We start from the raw sequence: 20,715 nt of genomic DNA on the forward strand, positions 1-20,715 counted from the left end.
AAAACTGTTATAGTAATCCCTCATCTGTACACGATATTCACGCACCCCCATCAAGCAGTACGAAAACGCGCCAATTCCTCTCCTGTTTTGGCATCATGAGCATGGACAGTACAAACTAAGCAAGAATCAAAAGACCTAGCGACATGTCCCACTTCCACAGGATCACTAGGATCTTGAACAGGGGTACCAATCAAAGCTTCTTCCACAGGACCCCGTACACCTTTCCCATCCCTAGGTCCAATATTCCAAGTTCCTGGTGCAATCACTTGATAATTTTTGATTTTGCCATCTTGAATATCTACCCAGTGACACAGCGCACCTCGTGAAGCTTCAGTAGCACCCCAACCTCTACCATCGCGTTGAGTTGGTCGAATATACCAGTCATCATTTAACCGGAATTCCCGCAAACAATGTTCAGCTTGACGATATAACTTGACGATTTCATGGACTCTTCCCAATTGTCGCAAATGGACACTCGCACCACCCATTGCCTTGAACATGCTCAGAATGAAGCCATCGTAATGTTGCCAAGATTCCCCATGCTTCCCACCAGCAACTAATTGTCGGGCAAAGGGTCCAACTTCTAATCTGCCGTAATCTTGATGGCTAACGGCACTTGACCAGGAGTATTTACCTTCAAAGTCCTTATCATTTTTCTGAGTTGGTTTACTGGTGCGCTCAAAAGGATGAATATCAGTATCAGCTTCGTCATACCAGGAGTGACTTAAATTCTCACGAATAAAACTGTGATCTATAGATGTGTGGGTATCTGTAAAGCTATCATATACACCACCCTTCATAAAAGTAGCAGCATTTCGCCCCTCAATGGTGGGCTTTTGGTACTTGGTTTCGTGAGGAAGATATCCCCAAGTACCATAACGTCCAACACCTGCACCAAATTTATCTAATCCAATATCTAAACCCATCCGCCAGTATAAACCTAGGTCAGAATTCCAGTGTTCTGGCTTCTCATTTAGCCAAACATTGAAATCCTCAGCGGTTTGGATTTCTTCGTATCTTTCCAAAGAACAACCTAACCATATAGGTTCAAGCCAGTTTCGCCGGAAGTATTCCAAAATAGACCAAGCACGGGTGACATCCGTTAATGTGGGAGCGCACATCACCCCACCAGGCACCATATAACTGCTGTGGGAACCAGTGATATCCTCAAAATGTTAGGGAATAACCCATTTTATTAGCTTTTATGTCTGCAATAACATTTAACTTTCAGCATTCCAGCTTATAAATAAGGGAATATTTAGGGAATAAGTACGCAGACTTCACCGACTTATTTCCGATATCTTTGCAGATTTTGAGCCGCAACACACTTCAGACGGTAGCGATAAACAAACAATGGTGAAAATTAGAGCGACAGAATTGCAGTATCAAGAAGTATTTGAACAGAAGTTAGTCGCAGCCAATAGTAATTTAAAAAGAGATAGAATTAGAGTTAGCATCAAACAAACTGGTAATTCCCTTCAATTACGAGCTACCTTACCGTTGAAACCAGGTGATTGCCAACGTTCAGGGAAGGAGAAAAAGCAGTATGATTTATCCTTGGGGATACCAGCAAATTTAGAAGGACTAAAAACGGCGATTGAAGAAAGTTATGAGTTGGGTAAGTTAATCGCTCGTCAGACCTTTGAGTGGAATGAGAAGTATTTAGGAGTTAAATCTAGGGATAAAAAAGAGATAAAAACCATTGGAGAATTACTAGACAATTTTGAAGAAAATTATTATAAAACTCGCCAGAAAACTATAACTAGTCAAAATACATTTGCTAATTATACATCTGTGATTAAAAGAAGCTTTCCTACGAAAACTTTAGCAATAAAGAATAATTTCGAGCAAATTATTAATACATCTCAAGGGAATAAAAAAAACGAATTAATTGCCGTAACTTCGGTTTTGATTAAAACCTTTCAATTAGACTTCACCTTGGATGTAAAACGAGATGGTGTTACACCTGCTTTCAGAGAAATTCCCGACGATGAGAAAATAACTCATTCCTTTGAACTATTTGAAAAATTCGCTTTCAACCGGAAAAATACAAACATCTGTGAAGAAACCGACACCTGGCAAATGTGGCGATGGGTATACGGAATGCTAGCAACCTTTGGATTAAGACCAAGGGAATTATTTGTCCAGCCAGATATTAATTGGTGGATATCTCCCCAAAATATTGATAATACTTGGAAAGTAAATAAAGACACTAAAACAGGATATCGAGAAGTTATCCCTTTTGTTCCTGAATGGGTAGAATTATTCGATTTAAAAAATCCCCAACCTTTAAAAATTTTAGATAAAAAAGTTGCGAAAATTGCATCTGTACATAGTATTAATTGGATGCGGAGAGATATATCGAGATGGTTTAGAAAAGTTGGAATTGAGTTTCAACCCTACGATTTGCGTCATGCTTGCGCGATTCGATCGCATCTTCAAGGAATACCAATCAAAGCTGCTGCCGATAATTTAGGTCATACTGTTGATGAACATACAAAGACCTATCAAAGATGGTTTGGGATTGAAAATCGTAAAAAAGCTTTTGGTGATGTGATTAGTCAAAAGGCTTTAATTGAAGTGCAGAAGAATGAAATATTGGCGTTACGGATGGAAAGTGAGAGGTTAAAGTTGGAAGTTGAAAGATTGAAATTTCAGAAAAACAGTTAAAATTTAGTTAACTTATAAACATAGATTAAATAAAGTGCAAAAGTAGTGGAACAACACAGCTAAATAGTGCTTTAGATTTATAATTTGTAGGACGCTAAAGCGCAACTACGAGCCTTTTCTATTGCATCATTTTAGTCATGTTAATCCAGTAGAGTATTTAATGTCTAAGCGGAGCTTTAATCACAATTTCACTATTAAATTCACGCGACTTATTTAATGAAAAAATATCATTGTAATCGATGTATTTCAGGAGTAAATTATTTACTAACTGTGCCTTGTAAGGAATTTTAGAGGTAGTAAGTACGCCAAAGATTATAAGTTAATTATTAAAATTAGTTACGAGAAGTGAATTTGAGCATTTTAGCGGGGAAGTATTATATCAGTAAAGTTTAGGCTAAGGTGTTGATTTAGTATGCTTGTCTTCTTCATTCATGGTGTCAATACCCAAAATTGTAGATATGCTGACACACTCATAAGAAACATCAAGAAGAATGTTAAAACTCCAGCAAACTTCTACTCAAGCTTTTGGGGAAATTTATTCAATGATAAGAAACACCAACTTATTGGATATCTTGAAAAAGATTTTTCAAGAGTTTGTGAAAATCATAAAGAATACAAGGGGTATTATAATGATATTTACAGATACAAGAAACGTAGGAACGATTTAGTCAGTAATTTTTTAGGTGACTTTTTAATTTATCAAAATCCTGAGCGTGGGAAGGAAATTCGTCAAGTTATTTTTGAACAATTCAATCAGTTTTTATATAATCATCCCGATCAGACTCAAATTCACTTTATTGCTCACTCCCTAGGTAGCTTCATACTTTGGGATCTTCTTTTTTCAGATGCCTTACCCAGCAATGATCCAGCTTTTATTTTTCGTGAAAAATTGAATGATATAAACCTAGAAAGCATCAGTACGCTGGGATGTCCATTGTTATTTCTCAAGCAAATGTTAGATATTGACTTTTCGGTAGTAGACCATATATTTGATAAAAAATATCCAAAAGATCCCATTACATCACATTCACATCAACTAAGATGGGTAAATATAATTCATTCATCTGACTTAATAGCTTATCCTCTCAAAGCTGCTATAGAAGGTGAGATAAGTCCTGAATTACTATTTTTTGATCAGTATGTTTGGCAAGATGCTAATGGAACTGAACTGACCTTGAGGAATCTTGGTCAATCAGATTTAGCGATGGTTGTTGCAGCCGAAGATGCTCACTCTTCTTACTTTTATGACAATCTTGATGGTGCTATTACAGCAAGAATCATTGGACATAATTTATTAGGGGCAACAAGAGAACTTGAACAAAGGTGTGTCAGCGCAAGATAAATTCCTGCTGTTTGGAGAGAAAAATATTAATATTTTGCTACAGAAGTGAAGATTATTTGCCGAGGATATCCTTGAGAAAAATGATTGCATGATCCACCAATTCCCAAGCTGCTAAATATCTTCCATCCCTAACGCGATCGCATATCAGCTACAACGACGAAATTGCTATACTTGTGTAAGTAAGCGATCACACTTAGGTCGTGCAAGCTTTGCACGCCAGCTACAACTACCAAATTGCGATACTTCGAGAATTAATGCGATCGCTTCCCTAAGATAATAAATTTGCCATTTACATCTTGGAAAGAGCGGAAATCTTAGCTCGTTTGCTGGGGTCTAAACCTTCGAGTTCAGGAATTTTCAGCCAGTCTTCCTTGACTAATTGGGCAAACACCATAACCAAAAACGGATAACGAAAATCGTATTTACCATCGAGGTCGTGACGTTTGGCGCTCAAAAAATCATGTAAACGCCACATATCATCCACTTGAGTAATACTTCCAGCCTGCTCGTTAACCCATCGCATCAATCCGGCAATTTCCCGCTCGTAGGCTAGGTCAAATACCTTGCGCGCGATCGCTTGCTCCTCCAACGACCAACCATTTTCAATTCCTTCGTTACCAGTTTCAACTTGTTGAACATCCATGTCTAATCTCACAAAGCTACTTAATTCCCCTACAATCCCCAGGTTGAGAATTCGTAGCGTTATTTATTTTCTAAATATTATTAGTCCTGTCTATACAAAAGTTTACATAACTGAGTACCAACTTTGCAACCTAATGCCCCAGATTCAGCAATTCCTTGGGAGAAGCCAATAAATCGATCGCCACAAAGAAAATTTGGTTTTCTGGATTGAGTAAGAATCGCCAAGCAATATTCATGCCCACATCCTTACCAAACCAAGGGGTTTGGACTTTGCCAGTTATTTTAATCCGGGTGTAACCATCCTCCGCAGGTTCGATAACTCCCTTTTCTGGTAGCAACTTCAAGTTCTGGCAGTCTTCGTGGAAGAAGGTGAGTATCTTATCGCTACCGACAATTGGACGCTGGAATGGGGGTTGTAAACCTCCGTCGGGGGCAAAAAGTTGAATCAGAGCATCGAATTGATTGGCGTTCATGTTGTTCATGTATTCCAAAATTATCGGGTTTTCGACACCTGGAATTGCCGTAATTCGGTTTTTATCGGATATTTCTTTGGGTGGAACTACGGGTTCGGCAACGCGACTATAGTTTTCTAACTGGGATGTATCAAAGCCCATATCCACTACTGTATTGCGGAGAATGGTAATTTGTTGACCGGGGTCTACATCGCGGATTGCTTGCAGTACTGCCAGAGCATTGGCTGAAAGTTCATAACCTTGGGGTATTGGGGTGACAATCCCCGCTTCCATCCACTTCCCTAATTGGAACCAGAAGCCGAGTTTGATATTTGCCGACCAGGTTGCGTAGATGCGGCAAATGGGTCGATCCGTACCGCTTGCGAGGTCGCACATTAATTGTTCTTGCTCGGCAAAACTCATCCGCTCGATTTGGCTGAGGGTGCTACTCACAAATCGCATGTTTACCTCATCGGGAGTCGCAATAGAGAGTTTTTTGCCCATCTCCAAATAAGCAAACCAAATTAACGCCAACCGATCTTCTATTCTCAATTGCTTAAAACGGGCGATCGTTGCTGGGACTACATCCGCAGCAAGGGTTTCAGGGAAAATATGACGGGCTGATTCGATGCTAATTGACATCCCTTTGCACTCCAAGAAAAAGCAATTAAGTTTAGTTTACACTGCTTTATAAAACCTACGACTGATGCTGCGATTGGGATTGCTGGGGATATCCACAATAAAATCTGATATTACGACGCTGTGAAGATGGCGAGTGCAAGTATTTTGGTAATTAACTTTATCGAAGATAATAAAATTAGAATGAGAATTCTTGGACAGTAGCATTCTTCTTGCAGATGCTATTGCGCCTAATAAATCACGGCACCCGAACTTATATCAAAAAAACTTGACATATCAGCTAAGTAGGTCGGTGTTGAAAATTGTCGTTGTAGGGAGTGAGTAGTGAGTAGCGAATAGTGAGTAGGGGTAAGACTTTGAAGGCAATTTACATTACGTTACATAGTTGTGTTTATTCTTACCAAAAAATTGGGTCTAAAGCCCCGTCCTTGTAGGACGGCTTTTTCATGATTATTGCTCATAATTGTGGTAAAATTACGTTAGTACATGCAACGTAAATATGCTGGTATTTGAGGCAAAGCTTGAGGGACTTAAAGAACAGTATCAGTTGCTTGATGAAGCAATTAGAACTGCTCGTTTTGTTCGCAATGCTTGTATCAGATATTGGATGGACAACGGCAGGTGCTACCCTGCGGGAACGCTTTCAGCGAACAAGTCGGGAGACCCGCCCAACGCACTGCCTCACAAAAGTATCGGCAGGTACGAGTTGAGTGCTTATTGTGCTGTGCTTGCTAAAGCAGCCGAGTTTCCTTGGGTGTCGAAACTTAACTCGATGGCTCGTCAAGCTAGTGCTGAAAGAGCATGGTCTGCCATTGCGAGATTTTTTGACAATTGCAAAAAGTCTAAACCAGGCAAGAAGGGATTTCCAAAGTTTAAGAAAGAACAAACTCACGGGAGTGTTGAATATAAAACCACTGGATGGTGTTTGTCCGATGATCGCAAGTTCATCACTTTCACTGATGGTTTTAAAGCAGGAACTTTTAAACTCTGGGGAACCCGTGACCTGCACTTTTACCAACTCAAACAGTTTAAAAGAGTGCGGGTTGTGCGTCGTGCCGATGGGTATTATGCCCAATTTTGCATTGATCACCAACGGGTTGAAAGGCGAGAACCAACGGGTAAAACTATTGGTATTGATGTGGGGTTGAACCACTTCTATACAGATAGCAATGGGGAAACAGTCACCAATCCTAGACACCTGCGTAAATCCGAGAAGTCTTTGAAACGGTTGCAGCGCCGGATGTCCAAGACTAAAAAAGGGTCTCAAAACAGAATTAAGTTTAGAAATAAACTTGCGCGTAAGCATCTCAAAGTAAGTCGCCAACGTAAAGACTTTGCTGTAAAAACAGCAAGGTGCGTAGTGAGGTCTAACGACCTCGTGGCGTATGAAGATTTGATGGTGCGAAATATGGTCAAGAATCATCGCTTGGCTAAGTCGATTAGTGATGCGTCGTGGTCGCTGTTTCGTCAATGGGTTGAGTATTTTGGCAAGGTCTTTGGGGTGGTGACAGTTGCTGTGTCGTCTCACTACACCAGTCAAAATTGCTCGAATTGTGGGCAAATTGTCAAGAAGACTCTTAGCACTAGAACTCATATTTGTCCTCATTGTGGGCATACCCAAGACCGAGATTGGAACGCAGCACGCAATATACTGGAAAAAGCATTAAGTACGGCGGGTCACGTCGGAACTAAAGCCTCTGGAGAGACTGATCAATACTTGGGTGGGGAAACTCCTCCAAGCAAATCAACTCGTGGAAAGAGGAAACCCAAGAAGTGATTCTTGGAATCCTCGTGCATTTATGCCGGGGAGGATGTCAAAAACCGCAATCTGCTAAACTACAGATGCTCACTTGCGCCGATGTAAAAATGCGCTCAAACGTTGATCCTCAGAAGATTGAACAACTCATGAAAGCTTTAGGTAGGGAAGCCCGTGGCTCAGGCTGTATCTACTTTACAGGTGGCGCTAGCGCCCTACTTATCGGGTGGCGTAATTCGACAGTGGATATCGATATTCGTCTAGATCCCGAACCTCCAGGTATTTTCCAAGCAATTGCTAAACTCAAACAACAATTAGAGCGTGTTTATAAATAAAATTATGTCATTCTGAGGAACGAAGAATCTAGGTTTTGCGGCGTAGTCGAGAGATACTTCACTACGCTATCGCTACGTTCAGTATGACAAATCGAGATTTTTGCCGAATTTATAAACACCCTCTTAGACATCAACATCGAACTGGCTTCCCCACAGGACTTCTTACCCCCGCTTCCAGGATGGCGTGATAGAAGCGTTTTCATTGGACGGCAAGGTGAAATCTCATTTTATCATTATGACTTCACAGCCCAAGCCCTGTCTAAGCTATCTAGGGGATATAACCGCGATATTGATGATGTTCAAGCCATGTATAAACAGAAATTATTTGATTTAGAAAAACTACGTGAATGCTTTGAGGCAATCGAACCTGAATTGATCCGATTTCCTGCTTTGAATCCTGATGTGCTGAAAAATAGAATTGAAGAATTTATTCAGCGTTGTGATAGCACATCGGAGGAAAATCCATAATGGAACTAAATGAATTGCCAGGAGCGGAATTAATTTTACCTGGATTGGAAGATATTCGCCAGGGCAGAAATAATACCATCGGTTCGTTGCTGATAGCGATCGCATCCGTGCGCTTAACCGCAGCAGGCTTGGATATTCCGCAAAAACCTCTAATATCCGAGCCAGAACTAGCTTTGTATGCCCATCTTCAAAACGAACGCGATGATGCTTATTCTTACTATAATGCTTTACTAAATAGCCTCAATAGCTTTTGCAATGCACTTGAACTAAATAAGTTGTCGTCTCTGTCTCAATAGCTGTAGTATTATCAAGAAGATTGGTAATACTTTGCAAAATGTAACAGTGAACATCGGAGTATGACGCATACATTCTTTGCCGATAGGGTTGCGGTGCTAGCGACAATGCATCAAAAAGAAAAAGTCATTGCACCCATCTTAGAACGGAATTTGGGTATCAAGCTTCAGGTTCCTGAAAACTTTAATACCGATCAATTTGGAACCTTTACACGCGATCGCTCTCGACCAGATAATCAGAAAATAACTGCTCGCTTGAAGGCAGAAAGCGCACTGGAACTGACGGGAGAAACTTTAGCAGTTGCTAGTGAGGGAAGTTTCGCTCCACATCCTAGTTTTCCCATGATTCCTTGCAACCATGAATTGATTATCTTAGTCGATCGGGTTCATCAAATAGAAATTTTCGGTCAAGTAATTTCCACAGAAACCAATTATAGTCATAAAACTGTTAGAAGTTTAGAAGAAGCACAGGTTTTTGCCCAAACTATTGGCTTTCCAGAACATGGTTTGGTGGTTATGCCTGATTCATCCACTAAGAATCCTGATGAAATTGTCAAGGGTATCGTCAGTGAATCACAACTGTTAACTGTTGTCAAGGAAGCGTTGCGGCGATCTCCCACCGTTCATTTAGAAACAGACATGCGCGCACTTTATAACCCTACCCGCATGAACGCGATCGCACAAGCTACCAAAAACCTTGTCGCGGCAATTCAAAGCACTTGCCCCAAGTGTAACTATCCCGGTTTTGAGCTAGTGAAACGCATACCTGGTTTGCCATGTGGGCTATGTGATTCTCCAACAATGCTGACTCATATCGCTGTGTATCAGTGCCATCACTGTAGTTTTCGTCAAGAAAAATTATTTCCTGATGGTGTTGAAGTTGCTGATCCAGCCCAATGTTCTCACTGTAATCCTTAATTGCGATCGCACTCACCACCAAAACCCTATTTTAGTTAATTCATGCGATTGCTCAAAGAAATCATAATCAACCCAAATGGAGTAATTACACGGGATTTTTTGTATAATAGTTAGATATTCGCAACATGCATAATATTCTTATCAAATCCCCGTAACTATTGTTTTGTAGCATTCACATACAATAAAGGATTAGTAAAATGAACAGGCAAAACCTTGATAATAAGCTTCAGGAATTACACAGCCAACTTCAGGACATAGAGTTGGTTGATGAAAATAAGCGACAGTCTCTTGAAAAGTTGATGGTAGATATTCAAGAGTTATTGGAACAGGAAGAAGAGGAGGAAGCACACAAATATAAGCGACTAGGTGAAGGTCTCAGGGAAAGCGTAGTCCAATTTGAGGCAACGCATCCGACAGCAGCAATGTTGATGGGACAGACAATAGATATGTTAGTACAAATGGGGATTTAACTATTTAATTAGCTTTGAAATTTTGCGCGATCGCTTACTTGCGGTGATAATGACTAATTTTACGTTGTTGGAACCAACACGCGATCGCCTAATAGAACTAACTCTGAGATTGCTTGGCAATGAAAGATTGTTCGTGGTATTTCTCTCAATTATCGGTTCAACTATTTCTAATACCAATTCAAATAATGATTGCAACACATCTAACAGTAGAGACGTAGCACTGCTACGTCTCTACAAATATCTATCTCTCGCATTGTTTTTTCAAATTGGTATAAATTTACTATGGAGCAAAATTAGGGAACAATTAGGTAATGATTTTTCCAATAAAATTACATTTGATTTAATAAAACAAATTACTTATTAAAGAATGGAAGAACCAATCCAAGGAAGAATTAGGGAATCAGGACACATATTTCCCCGAACCCATAATTTGCAAAGAATCCTGGCATCTGTCACCATATAACTGCTGTGGGGCCATTGTCCACCAAATAAGGCATAGATTTCTACAGGTTTCGCCGAAATTGTAATTCCAGCTTCATAGGATGTACCAGTAAACGCAGTGAAGCGCTTACAAGCTTCTAAATAATATGGACTGTGGCGATATTTTTTATGTGTCAAATCAATGGCAAAGAGACCGTAAAAATAGCGAGGAATACTTTGGATCGTTTCCACTATTTGACCCAAATTCCTCGCTAAAATTGCATTACGCGGAACTTCTGTTTTGAAAATAGTATCTAATGCCCAAGCAGCACTTGTTAAATGGGATGCTCCACAAATACCGCAAATTCTCGGTGTGACAATTAATCCAGCTTGAGGATCTTTTCCCCTTAAAATGACTTCAAAACCCCGAAACAATTCTGCATGTGTCCAAGCATTAATAACTTGTCCATTTTCAATATCAACACGGACATCTAAGTCACCCTCAACTCTACCAACGGGTGATATATCTAGCGTTTGAATTCCCATTCTCCTCTCCTAAAACTAATCATTGTGGACGATGAGATTCCCGACCTCTCAAAGAAACCGGGAAAATGGCAGATTTATCCAATAAATATCCTCTTAAACTGTAAAGAAGTCTTCATCTGCCCAAGCTGGCATTACATCTTTAGACACCATTGTCAAAATTGCATAACCCGTTTTATTTACACCTGGGGGTAAATCTTTTGGTACACCCATTAAAGTTTGTGTTTTAAATACAGTTCCCGGTTTGAGGTCATAGAAGGGGAATTCTGGTTCTGTACAGCCAATACAAGGCATTCCCGCACGGGTTTTGGAGGAAACGCGATTCCACAAGATACGATTACAGGAAGAATGAGTCATGGGACCACGACAACCCAAGTCGTAAAAGAGACAACCTTTACGTTGTCCAAAATCACCTGTTGAAGCTTTGTAGGCAAAGTGAACATTGCGAGTACAGCCAGTTTGGGTATAGGTGTTGAAGAAGGTTTGCGGACGGTTGAGTTCATCAAAGGCAATATCACCAATACGTCCAGTGGCAATTGCTACTAATATCTGCGTTATCCAGTCGGGGTGCGATGGACATCCAGGAATATTGATGATTGGTAGTCCTGATTTGCTGCGAAATTCTTTACCTAAAAATCCTCCAGCTTCGCGTTTGAGGAATTGTAATCCTTGCGATTCGCTGGGGTTCGGTGACATTGCGGGGATACCTCCCCATGTGGCACAGTCACCGACTGCGACAATAAAGTTGGCGACTTTGGATAAATCCAGTAGCCAATCTTTCATCGGACGGTCAGCAAAGCGATTCCACTCTCCTGTTCCATTAGGTGCGTTGACTACTGAACCTTCAAAAACCAATATATCTAGCTTTTGGTTGCCCAAAACGCAGTTCCAGAGGAGTTTTTGGAGATTTTCACCTAGTTCTAATCCAAGGGATGGGTGCCAAAGAATATTGATGCCAAAATCGGCTATCAAGTCGCAAGCTGTCGGTTCTTCGGCATTAAGAAATGAAGTACTATAGTCACTATAGAACAAAACTTATTATAGACACGATATAGGCGAGAAGTGTTTTTATTCAAGGGTATCAACTTTATACTTAAGCTCCTAATGGCTGGAATTTATACATCCTTTATAGATGAACTTTCTGATAAAACGGTAGCAGCAGCATTAGTCTCTTCCAGTTTCGTTGCAGGTGATTTTCCCGTGAGAGGGTCAAATTTGATTTCCCATCCCAAGTATTCTTTAATGAAAGAGGCTGACAATTGGTATGCACGTTCCAGGGGCAACAGAAGGTATTTGAATAATGTGGATACAATTTCATCAAGATTGGGTTGTTTAATCTCAAGCCAATTGCGAAAATACTGTCCGCTTTGAAAAGCAATACCCAATACCCAGATAATTAAGGCAACAAGTAACGCAAATAAAAACAAGACAACTGCGATCGCTTGTTTGAAAATCTCCCAAGTTTTACTAGATGCTTGTTGATAGACAACTGCGGTATCTTTATCTGAGAGAGTAGCCCATAGTTGTATAGCCCTTTGAATCGGATTATAGTCAATCGGTTGGGAGTTGTCCTTTTGGTAAAGAACTGGAAAACTATTGGGGGATTTTGGAGTTGTCTGAACTAAAGTTTCTTGCATAAATTTTTTAGTCAATCTCTTAGGTTTGATTTTATTACACTCAACAAAGGAGAATAGGGAAGAAGGATCTGTTAAACGTTGTCCTTTAGTTCATGCCTCCCCAAGCAAGAGGTGATATTTGATACCAAATTAAAAGTTCGATAACAAGTAAATCATGCGTGAAGATGAATATATTTGATTTAGGAGAGACTTTTGAGGGATTTTAGCAGATGAAATCTGTTTGCGATATTCCCTCCGGGAGCCGCAGCTGCCATCGCATCACAAATCTAATCTATTATGGAATCTGCAATCAGCAGTAAAATTGATACATTAGGTGAACTACCCCGCCGTCAGACGGACGGAGCTTCCCAATTCATCGGGAACAGCCTCCAGGACTTCGTAGTTCTATTGGTCTAACATTCCCTCCAAGGGCAGGAGTCCTGGTTCCCAAGACCCAAATCTTTTGGGTGCAACATATACCTATTAGCTTGGTTTTCGCTGTCTTGAAAAGTTTGCTATTGGGGGAAACCCCCAAGCCGCAACTTTTCGCTTATGGCATTGATGGTCAAGACTTCAATATCCTACCAGAAAATCTTGGGGATTCGTCATACATCTGGAACTTGTTTTTACTTTGTAAAAAATCAATTCCAGATGCAATCCTCAACGCCTGCTATTCATCCCCACCATAGAGTACATTGAGGGTGTGGACTTTCGCGTACCGTTAAAAACTAAATCTGTCAACGCAATTTCCTGTAGAATATTTGACTTCTGCTATTGGATGCGATCGCTTAACCCCCGAAACAGCATATATAACTTAACTGCATATAAATTCATCATGGGTTTGCCAGATATCCACACCCTACAAACAGCGCTCAACTACCTAGCTGAGGTCATCCAGTGGCGCATGGACTCTTACTTCAGCGATCATGGACAGTCAAGGGTGACAATGCCCAGTCCACCGGATGAATGGTTAATTGCAGATAGCTCTCTAAACTGCTTTATTCACAAGTATCAATTAGATCGTGCTGCCCAGCTAACTTTACTAATTGCCCTAGCCCCTCACCTACAACCTGATTTTTTTGAGCGCCTGATCGTGTCTCAACTGCCCCAACCTGGCGACTATCCCCAAATTGGCGGTTGGCGTGGCAAGTCTTATCGGGGGTTTTTACCAACTGGTGAAACGGTGGTATTTATTACTGGTGGTGGTCATTTGAGCGATACTCCTACCCTGCGAGAAGCTAACGCAACGGAGTCACTTCGTGAACGCCTAAGTCTTCAGGAAGTTTTCAGTCAGGAACATATCTTTGCACGCGATCGCGTACTTTATCTAGAGCCACCAGCGGAAGGTGAACCCCTGATGAGCGGTAAACTGGTCATGACTCAGGATTATATCGACCTGTTTACCCAAGGGCATTTTTCCCATCCCCATTTCAGCATGGGTTTTCCGGCACAGCTTATCAGCACTGAGATGGAGTGGGAGGATATAGTTCTCAATGCCCAGACTTTACAACAAATCCGTGACTTAGAAGGCTGGATTACTCATGGTGCAACCATTCTCTATGATTGGGGGATGAGAAAAAAGCTGAAACTAGGATATCGCGCTCTCTTCTATGGTCCCCCTGGCACAGGAAAAACACTCACAGCTAGCCTTTTGGGCAAATACACTGGTAAAGATGTTTACAAAATAGACCTGTCGATGGTGGTATCAAAATTTATCGGTGAGACAGAAAAAAATCTCGCTAGTCTCTTCGCACGGGCAGAAAGTAAGGATTGGATTCTGTTTTTCGATGAGGCTGATGCTTTGTTTGGCAAGCGCACCAATGTCCGTGATGCCCATGATAAGTACGCTAATCAAGAGGTTAGCTACCTATTGCAACGGGTAGAAAACTACGATGGTTTGGTAATTCTCTCCTCCAACTTTAAGAGTAATATTGATGATGCTTTTCTCCGCAGATTTCAATCACTGATTCAATTTCCGATCCCCAGCCCCAAAGAACGGTTACAACTGTGGCAAATGGCTTTCCCATCCCAGGTGAAGCTGGCTGAAAATGTAGACTTAACTCAGCTTTCTACTACTTATGATCTGACTGGTTCTGACATTATGAATGTGGTGCAATACTGCTGTTTGCAAGCATTACAATATAGCGATGCAGTTATTCATCCAGAAGATATACTAAACGCTATTAAGAGGGAATTCAGTAAGTCTGGAAAAATTATATAGAAATCAATTAAAAGGCATAAGATCAGAGAGATTTTTATTTAGCTACAAAATATATCAAGTGAAAATACATATAATGAAAATATTTATTACATTCAGCCATACGAAAACAAAAAAAGTTTATCGTTTTGATGTAAACTATGCACAACAGCCTTTAACTGTTCTCCAGTTTTCCAGAGTTTTGTGTCAATTTTAAAGATATTGATGGTGTGATAGTTTCTGTTCTCTAATAAACAGGATATTGCATTCGTTATCTGTGTCTTCAAATTTAAATTATTCAGTAATCAAAGTTGCTTTGTGAAGGTGAGCTAGTATTAGGAGGTAAATCGGGAGCTCTAAGTCATCGAAATCAGCTTCAAATTAGAAACGATCACAAAAGTATCAAGATAGACTTCTTGCATAAGTGAATTACCTTCGCTGACACTGGGAGACCTGGTTAGCTATTCATCCATTAATAATGTCGGATTTTGCAAGAAGTCTAATAATTTGTGCAATACCTTCGCCAAAACGGAGCATCACAAAAACCGTGCAAAATCATAGGATTCCTGAAAAAATAAGGGTTCTATTTTCAGCCGACGGCAAAAGCTTAAAACCCTTATGGGCTAAAGAACATAAATAAAACCCTCTACGGGAAAATCCGCACCATGTTTATACAGCTTTTTGTTTTGCCAAAAAACAGAAACCCTTAATTTACCGTGGAAGCTGAAAGCTTTATTTCTCCTAAAATGGCGAAGGTATTGTTTGTGGCAACACAATATCTTTTCAACTTAGGAAAGTGAAGCAGATGAACAGTCTCCTCGTCAACTGCTGGACATTCACTGGCGGCTAATTCGGCAAGTCCCTTAGTTCATCGACTTCCCATGATAATTGATGCTATGAGGTTGATACAGGTTGCTTTGCAGCGATATCTCCTAGAGGTTGAGCCTCAACTGGAACCTGCTCAGCTTGTCCTGATCGATAATATCGCCACCGCCCAAGAACTGGGTGGTTCTAATAATCAACTGAATGGACATGTGGTGATGAGTCTAGTTAATCTTCAGGAGGAAACTATCCTCAAGAATGGTTCTAACTATCGCTTGGAAAATGGTCGTGCAGTCTACCAAAATCCCCCGGTTCACCTGAACCTGTTTATTCTCTTTTCAGTCCTGCACAATCAACACGAAACTGCTATCCAACTTCTGTCACGAGTAATTGAGTTTTTTCAGTCACAGAAAGAAATTTCATCGTTTGTGACCCCTGGAAATGGCGGTATTTCAAGGGATGTACGGGTCATATTGGATCTGTACTCTCTAACATTTGACCAACTGAACCATCTCTGGGGAACCCTGGGAGGTAAACAAGTTCCCTTCGCGCTGTATCGTGCTAATTTGGTAGCCTTAGAAGCTCAAAAACGGCAAGCGGAAGTACCTGTAATTAGTGAAATGAATGTAAACGAGTAAACTCAGGATTCAGCATGAAGATTTTGTACAAACAAATCCTGAATTTGGAACTTTGGCATGACTATTACTTAGGTCAACAAGATCCCCACACCTTCGCCTTAGCCGATTATGACATTTCGGAAACGCTAGCGCTGGTACCGACTACAAATTGCCAACAAGTGCTAAAAAATCTGCGTTGGATTTTTCGTCTGCAACCTCATGGAGCCAGTATTTTTGCTTCTGTAGAAGAAGTGACACCTGATGATTCCAAGACTAATTTTCCCACTCAGATACCAGTAAAGCGTCCTGAGCGACTGACCTTTTGGCTGGTAGTACGCGATCGCTATTTTGCTAATTTCACCAATTTACCCCTCACAGCACCTCGCCATCAGATTTATTATTTCTCAAACCGATCGGGTAATCAAGGTCATGCTTTATTCTTGACTCAACCCCTGCCGGTTTATACGAGTAACACCACCTATCACTTGGGACAATTGGTGACTCACGAGAATCATACTTTAGAAGTATTGCGCGATCGCACGAATGTCACTACAATTCCTGATGCCAATGATTGGGATATTTTGCCTAGCAGTCAGTATGTATCAGAACTAGATAGGTTGCCTCAACAGGAAGCTTCCAAAATGTATAACATCCCTGAAGCTAATCCCGGCGATCGCTTCCGCTTCACCTTGATAGATGCAAATGAGCAAGAAACCTTTGCCTTGGAGGTAGTAGCGCCAAATAAGCATATTCCTGGAGATGCGATCGCTGTTAGCATCAATTTCCCAAACCAAATCCCTGGTTGCTACCAACTACGTCTAAATAATATCCAAGTTGACAAGTTTATTCTCTGTGAACAAGCGATCGCCCATAATGCATTTGCTTTGGTGGAAATTGTTCTCAATCAGAACCTAGTATCACCAGCTTTCTCACTGTTGAAATTTGAGGCTGGAAAAACCTTCATTCAACCAAAAACCTACGTGATTCGGTTTAAAAACCGAGCTACCCACTGGCGTTATCGCTATGAAAAGCCCCATGGCTTCACTAAAGACAAATTACCTGATTTTGAATTAAAAGATGACAAAACTTACTTTAGCAAACGACCCCAGGGTCTACTGAGACAACCCAAGCGCTTATTCACTGATGGTAGAGATCAAAGACTGCCAGCACCAGGAGTAATGCTGATCAAACCAGAAAGACAAATCGATCAGGAAACAGAGAAAGAAGCGATCGCTATTTTCTCTGATATCCACTTATAACCTATTAACTATCCCAACAGTATGGCAACCACTTACAAAACTCCAGGCGTTTATATCGAGGAAATCTCTAAATTTCCACCTTCGATTGCTGAAGTCTCCACCGCTATTCCTGCCTTTATTGGCTATACCCAAAAAGCAATAGTTCAAGGTGTTGATTACCATCAACAGGCAGCCGATGCAGCAAAAGCAGCCGCTACAACTCAAAAAGCAGCCGATGAAGCCCAGGCAGATGCCGCAAAAGCACCAGACGATGCAACAAAAAAAGCAGCCGCAAAAGCCGCAAAGGAAAAGGCAGATGCTGCAAAAGCCGCAGCAGATAATGCAAAAGTTTTTGGAGCAGTGAGAATTACTTCATTATTGGAGTACAAACAATACTTTGGCGAAACCGAACCAGAGAGTAATATCGTCATCAAGATTGAAGAGAGACTTGATAAAGATGGCAACGTCACAGATCGTCAAATATCTGGCAAAAACGAGAAACCTTCTCCTCACAATATGTACTACGCCGTACAGGCATATTTTGCTAATGGCGGGGGACCTTGTTATATCGTCTCCGTTGGCAACATTAAGAGTGCTACTGAGGTCATCACAGCTTCAGACCTTCAGATTGGTATTGAACGGGTTGCCAAAGAAGATGAGGTGACACTATTTGTTATCCCTGAATCCCAGGCTTTGAGTTTTGCTGATAGAGCCGGGGTTTTTGATGATGCCATCAAACAATGTTATTCATTGCAAGACCGATTTGCAATTTTCGATATGCAAGTGCCAACAGAAGGGCAGAGTATTTTTGCTGCCGCAGGAGCATTTCGAGATATGAGTTTAACCCTCGATGCCCTAAAATACTCTGCTGTTTATACACCAAATGTCGAGACTATTTTTAATTATGAATATGAGCCAGGTAGCGTAAAATTGCTTCATTTGCAAACCTCCCCTGATGGAACCACGAAAAATGGTGATTTTCATGATAAAAACATGTCTGACTTGGCTCCCAAACAGGATGATAAGTCGGTAGGAGATGCAATTTTATTAAATCTAGTCAAAGCGGCAATCGACGCGATTCCCCTGATTCTGCCACCAAGTCCATTAGTAGCAGGTCAGTATGCCTTTGTTGATAGTACCAGAGGCGTATTTAAAGCTCCTGCAAACGTAGCATTGAGTTCGGTGATCAAGCCAACGATCAAAATCACCAGCGCCGAGCAGGAAAACCTCAATGTCGATACCTCTGGTAAGTCGATCAATGCGATTCGTGCCTTTACTGGCAAAGGTACCTTAATTTGGGGATCGCGCACCCTAGATGGTAATTCCAACGAATGGCGGTATGTGCCAGTACGAAGATTCTTCAACATGGCTGAAGAATCTATTAAGAAAGCCACTGAGGGGTTTGTCTTTGAACCTAATGATGCCAATACCTGGGTGAAAGTCAAGGCGATGATCGAAAACTTCCTGACTCTGCAATGGCGGGCTGGTGCATTAGCTGGAGCCAAGCCAGAGCAAGCTTTCTATGTCAATGTGGGGCTAAATACAACTATGACTGCACTTGATATCCTCGAAGGTCGCATGATTGTTGAAATTGGTATGGCTGTGGTGCGTCCGGCTGAATTTATTATCCTGAAATTCTCCCATAAGATGCAGGAAAGCTAATTAAGGCAATTGGCAATACGCAATACGCGATCGCGTGAAGTAAGCAAGGCAATTATTTATCTACTAACTAACTAATTAACTAATCATGGCTGACATCAACTATCCATTGCCGAAGTTTCATTTCCAAGTAGAGTGGGGGGGTAAACGCCTCGGATTCACCGAAGTTTCTGGACTAAATGTGGAAACTCAGCCAATTGAATACCGGGAAGGAAATATGCCCCAGTATAGTAAGCTACAGATGCCGGGGATGCAAAAGTTTGGTGCCATCACGATGAAACGGGGAACCATCAAAGGGGACAACGAATTTTACACTTGGTGGAACACTGTAGCTTTAAACACAATTGAACGTCGGGATTTAACCATTAGTCTTTTGAATGAGAAGCATGAACCTGTGGTGGTTTGGAAAGTGAACCGGGCTTGGCCCACTAAGGCAACTTCCACTGACCTCAAAAGTGATGGTAATGAAGTTGCCATCGAAACTATTGAGATTGTCCACGAAGGACTGACAATTCAAAATGGCTAATCCTTCCTTTTAAAGTTAGGACTTACCTTCGCATCACGATTGTCACAATGCTTTGTTGGTGCGTGACACCAAAAGTCCTATTGTTACGTACAAAATTGCTCGAAGTGTCACGCACCCTACATTCTGTGCCAGTTGCGTAAGCCATGAAAGTATCAAGTTAGTTATGGAATATACTTATCCCCCGGTCAGTTTCTTTTTTGACGTTATTTTTCAAGGTGAAAGTCTAAACAATCAAAGCGTAGAAACTCGCTTTCAAAGTGTGACGGGTTTGAATGTAGATATGCAGACAGAAACGTTAAAGGAGGGAGGAGAAAACCGCTTTGAGCATACCTTGCCAGTGCGGACTAAATACAGCCCACTGGTACTTAAGAGGGGCTTAGTTAAAGATTCCAAGATGGTGGACTGGTGTATGGATGCCATTCTTAACTTTGATATTCGCCCGATGAATTTGTTGGTGAGGCTTTTACATGTTCAGGGTTCTTCTGTCAACAATTCTGCTGCAAGTAGCGAACCGCTTGTTACTTGGAAAGTAATTAACGCTTGGCCCAAAAAGTGGTCAGTTTCGGAATTTAATGCTGAACAAAATTCTATTGCTATTGAATCTTTGGAGTTGAATTACAGCTATTTTGAGCCACTGAAATAATTAGATAAAATACAATTATTGGCTGTGTAGATATTGGTGTTGGGTACTCCGAAACGGAGTAGACACGTAGTGGCTTCTGTAAGTAGCAACCTAACGCAAAGCCTCCAACGTCACATGCTACAACGCGGCGGCACGTTTTTGGGGTCATCCGAACCCAAAAAGCTGCCTTGGGAACCCGCGCAACGCAGTGACTCCCCAACCTACGCAAAATTGTACTAAGCGATTTCCCCATCACTCATTACTTAATTACTTATTCCTGGAGATGTCTATTGTGCCATTAGAAATTAGAGAGTTGGTGATTAGAGCCTCTATCAATGATGGAGAGCAGGGACAAAACACTAATCAAGGAAGATCAGAAAGTGGTACTAATGTCAATAACCAAGCTGATATTATCGCCGCCTGCGTAGAACAGGTACTGGCTATTCTCAAGGAACAATCGGAGCGCTAAC

General features: G+C 41.1%; 20 protein-coding genes and 2 pseudogenes. 15 read left to right on the plus strand and 7 right to left on the minus strand.

The features are described 5' to 3' along the window. Positions 1-50 precede the first annotated feature (50 nt). A pseudogene (locus CAL6303_RS01950) lies at positions 51-1,151 on the minus strand (nickel-dependent hydrogenase large subunit); the annotation flags it as partial. Between the two features lie 202 nt (positions 1,152-1,353). On the opposite strand from CAL6303_RS01950, the gene CAL6303_RS01955 reads away from it, so the two are divergent. Together CAL6303_RS01955 and CAL6303_RS01960 are read left to right on the plus strand one after the other, a co-directional pair. Beyond that, on the plus strand, positions 1,354-2,670 hold the full coding sequence (locus CAL6303_RS01955; RefSeq protein ID WP_015196135.1) for a site-specific integrase: 1,317 nt from the start codon (positions 1,354-1,356) through the stop codon (positions 2,668-2,670). Positions 2,671-3,082: 412 nt separating this feature from the next. Beyond that, positions 3,083-4,012, plus strand: a complete 930-nt coding sequence (locus tag CAL6303_RS01960) for a hypothetical protein (RefSeq protein ID WP_015196136.1) — start codon at positions 3,083-3,085, stop codon at positions 4,010-4,012. Positions 4,013-4,301: 289 nt separating this feature from the next. Here the strand turns inward: CAL6303_RS01960 and CAL6303_RS01965 are convergent, their stop codons facing one another. Together CAL6303_RS01965 and CAL6303_RS01970 are read right to left on the minus strand one after the other, a co-directional pair. Continuing rightward, positions 4,302-4,655, minus strand: a complete 354-nt coding sequence (locus CAL6303_RS01965) for a hypothetical protein (protein WP_015196137.1) — start codon at positions 4,653-4,655, stop codon at positions 4,302-4,304. A gap of 130 nt (positions 4,656-4,785) precedes the next feature. Continuing rightward, positions 4,786-5,748 carry an orange carotenoid protein N-terminal domain-containing protein gene (locus tag CAL6303_RS01970; RefSeq protein WP_015196138.1) on the minus strand — a complete coding sequence of 321 codons (963 nt, stop codon included), beginning with the start codon at positions 5,746-5,748 and terminating at the stop codon, positions 4,786-4,788. Positions 5,749-6,244: 496 nt separating this feature from the next. Between CAL6303_RS01970 and CAL6303_RS01975 the strand changes: the two genes are divergently transcribed. The 6 genes from CAL6303_RS01975 to CAL6303_RS02000 all read left to right on the plus strand — a co-directional run bounded on the left by CAL6303_RS01975 (position 6,245) and on the right by CAL6303_RS02000 (position 9,985). Continuing rightward, positions 6,245-7,522: an RNA-guided endonuclease InsQ/TnpB family protein gene (locus tag CAL6303_RS01975; protein ID WP_015196139.1), complete on the plus strand. Its 1,278-nt coding sequence runs from the start codon at positions 6,245-6,247 to the stop codon at positions 7,520-7,522. A gap of 65 nt (positions 7,523-7,587) precedes the next feature. After that, positions 7,588-7,836 (plus strand): hypothetical protein, encoded by a 249-nt coding sequence (locus tag CAL6303_RS01980; RefSeq protein ID WP_238993760.1) that lies wholly within the window; start codon positions 7,588-7,590, stop codon positions 7,834-7,836. A gap of 129 nt (positions 7,837-7,965) precedes the next feature. After that, entirely contained in the window at positions 7,966-8,304 is a 339-nt protein-coding gene (locus CAL6303_RS31610) for a DUF6036 family nucleotidyltransferase (RefSeq protein ID WP_321572307.1), read from the plus strand. Continuing rightward, positions 8,304-8,600 carry a hypothetical protein gene (locus CAL6303_RS01990; protein WP_015196142.1) on the plus strand — a complete coding sequence of 99 codons (297 nt, stop codon included), beginning with the start codon at positions 8,304-8,306 and terminating at the stop codon, positions 8,598-8,600. Before CAL6303_RS31610 ends, CAL6303_RS01990 begins: the two co-directional genes overlap by 1 nt. 60 nt (positions 8,601-8,660) lie before the next feature. Next, positions 8,661-9,515, plus strand: a complete 855-nt coding sequence (locus tag CAL6303_RS01995; protein ID WP_015196143.1) for a DUF6671 family protein — start codon at positions 8,661-8,663, stop codon at positions 9,513-9,515. Positions 9,516-9,712: 197 nt separating this feature from the next. Next, positions 9,713-9,985 (plus strand): DUF4404 family protein, encoded by a 273-nt coding sequence (locus tag CAL6303_RS02000; protein WP_015196144.1) that lies wholly within the window; start codon positions 9,713-9,715, stop codon positions 9,983-9,985. Here CAL6303_RS02000 and CAL6303_RS29730 read toward each other — a convergent pair whose 3' ends face one another. The 4 genes and pseudogenes from CAL6303_RS29730 to CAL6303_RS02020 form a co-directional block, all read right to left on the minus strand. Further along, positions 9,986-10,183, minus strand: a complete 198-nt coding sequence (locus tag CAL6303_RS29730) for a hypothetical protein (protein ID WP_144050991.1) — start codon at positions 10,181-10,183, stop codon at positions 9,986-9,988. A 255-nt stretch (positions 10,184-10,438) separates the two neighbouring features. After that, positions 10,439-10,951 (minus strand): annotated as a pseudogene (locus CAL6303_RS02010) (nickel-dependent hydrogenase large subunit); the annotation flags it as partial. Positions 10,952-11,044: 93 nt separating this feature from the next. Next, positions 11,045-11,980: a hydrogenase small subunit gene (locus CAL6303_RS02015; protein WP_015196147.1), complete on the minus strand. Its 936-nt coding sequence runs from the start codon at positions 11,978-11,980 to the stop codon at positions 11,045-11,047. A gap of 83 nt (positions 11,981-12,063) precedes the next feature. After that, positions 12,064-12,585 (minus strand): hypothetical protein, encoded by a 522-nt coding sequence (locus CAL6303_RS02020; protein ID WP_015196148.1) that lies wholly within the window; start codon positions 12,583-12,585, stop codon positions 12,064-12,066. A 682-nt stretch (positions 12,586-13,267) separates the two neighbouring features. Here CAL6303_RS02020 and CAL6303_RS02030 point away from each other — a divergent pair. The 7 genes from CAL6303_RS02030 to CAL6303_RS30185 all read left to right on the plus strand — a co-directional run bounded on the left by CAL6303_RS02030 (position 13,268) and on the right by CAL6303_RS30185 (position 20,714). Further along, positions 13,268-14,785 carry an ATP-binding protein gene (locus CAL6303_RS02030; RefSeq protein ID WP_238993761.1) on the plus strand — a complete coding sequence of 506 codons (1,518 nt, stop codon included), beginning with the start codon at positions 13,268-13,270 and terminating at the stop codon, positions 14,783-14,785. A gap of 872 nt (positions 14,786-15,657) precedes the next feature. After that, positions 15,658-16,221, plus strand: coding sequence for a DUF4255 domain-containing protein (locus CAL6303_RS02035; protein ID WP_238993762.1), 564 nt, complete (start codon positions 15,658-15,660; stop codon positions 16,219-16,221). A gap of 14 nt (positions 16,222-16,235) precedes the next feature. Further along, a complete protein-coding gene (locus CAL6303_RS02040; protein WP_015196151.1) occupies positions 16,236-17,459 on the plus strand; it encodes a hypothetical protein in 1,224 nt (407 codons plus the stop codon). Positions 17,460-17,480: 21 nt separating this feature from the next. Further along, on the plus strand, positions 17,481-19,100 hold the full coding sequence (locus CAL6303_RS02045; protein WP_015196152.1) for a phage tail sheath family protein: 1,620 nt from the start codon (positions 17,481-17,483) through the stop codon (positions 19,098-19,100). 85 nt (positions 19,101-19,185) lie between these two features. Beyond that, on the plus strand, positions 19,186-19,623 hold the full coding sequence (locus tag CAL6303_RS02050) for a phage tail protein (protein ID WP_015196153.1): 438 nt from the start codon (positions 19,186-19,188) through the stop codon (positions 19,621-19,623). Positions 19,624-19,786: 163 nt separating this feature from the next. Then, entirely contained in the window at positions 19,787-20,266 is a 480-nt protein-coding gene (locus CAL6303_RS02055; RefSeq protein WP_015196154.1) for a phage tail protein, read from the plus strand. Positions 20,267-20,528: 262 nt separating this feature from the next. After that, positions 20,529-20,714: a DUF5908 family protein gene (locus CAL6303_RS30185; RefSeq protein ID WP_015196155.1), complete on the plus strand. Its 186-nt coding sequence runs from the start codon at positions 20,529-20,531 to the stop codon at positions 20,712-20,714. The last annotated feature ends 1 nt before the right edge of the window (position 20,715 follow it).

Origin of the sequence: Calothrix sp. PCC 6303 (assembly GCF_000317435.1) — a bacterium.
Classification (GTDB): domain Bacteria; phylum Cyanobacteriota; class Cyanobacteriia; order Cyanobacteriales; family Nostocaceae; genus PCC-6303.

Coding starts and splice junctions, on each gene's coding strand:
- CAL6303_RS01990 (WP_015196142.1), top strand. CDS start 8,304: ATGGAACTAAATGAATTGCCAGGAGCGGAATTAATTTTACCTGGATTG.
- CAL6303_RS01965 (WP_015196137.1), bottom strand. CDS start 4,655: ATGGATGTTCAACAAGTTGAAACTGGTAACGAAGGAATTGAAAATGGT.
- CAL6303_RS01970 (WP_015196138.1), bottom strand. CDS start 5,748: ATGTCAATTAGCATCGAATCAGCCCGTCATATTTTCCCTGAAACCCTT.
- CAL6303_RS02000 (WP_015196144.1), top strand. CDS start 9,713: ATGAACAGGCAAAACCTTGATAATAAGCTTCAGGAATTACACAGCCAA.
- CAL6303_RS01995 (WP_015196143.1), top strand. CDS start 8,661: ATGACGCATACATTCTTTGCCGATAGGGTTGCGGTGCTAGCGACAATG.
- CAL6303_RS01955 (WP_015196135.1), top strand. CDS start 1,354: ATGGTGAAAATTAGAGCGACAGAATTGCAGTATCAAGAAGTATTTGAA.
- CAL6303_RS02055 (WP_015196154.1), top strand. CDS start 19,787: ATGGAATATACTTATCCCCCGGTCAGTTTCTTTTTTGACGTTATTTTT.
- CAL6303_RS01975 (WP_015196139.1), top strand. CDS start 6,245: ATGCTGGTATTTGAGGCAAAGCTTGAGGGACTTAAAGAACAGTATCAG.
- CAL6303_RS02040 (WP_015196151.1), top strand. CDS start 16,236: ATGAAGATTTTGTACAAACAAATCCTGAATTTGGAACTTTGGCATGAC.
- CAL6303_RS01980 (WP_238993760.1), top strand. CDS start 7,588: ATGCTCACTTGCGCCGATGTAAAAATGCGCTCAAACGTTGATCCTCAG.
- CAL6303_RS02045 (WP_015196152.1), top strand. CDS start 17,481: ATGGCAACCACTTACAAAACTCCAGGCGTTTATATCGAGGAAATCTCT.
- CAL6303_RS01960 (WP_015196136.1), top strand. CDS start 3,083: ATGCTTGTCTTCTTCATTCATGGTGTCAATACCCAAAATTGTAGATAT.
- CAL6303_RS02020 (WP_015196148.1), bottom strand. CDS start 12,585: ATGCAAGAAACTTTAGTTCAGACAACTCCAAAATCCCCCAATAGTTTT.
- CAL6303_RS30185 (WP_015196155.1), top strand. CDS start 20,529: ATGTCTATTGTGCCATTAGAAATTAGAGAGTTGGTGATTAGAGCCTCT.
- CAL6303_RS02050 (WP_015196153.1), top strand. CDS start 19,186: ATGGCTGACATCAACTATCCATTGCCGAAGTTTCATTTCCAAGTAGAG.
- CAL6303_RS02035 (WP_238993762.1), top strand. CDS start 15,658: ATGAGGTTGATACAGGTTGCTTTGCAGCGATATCTCCTAGAGGTTGAG.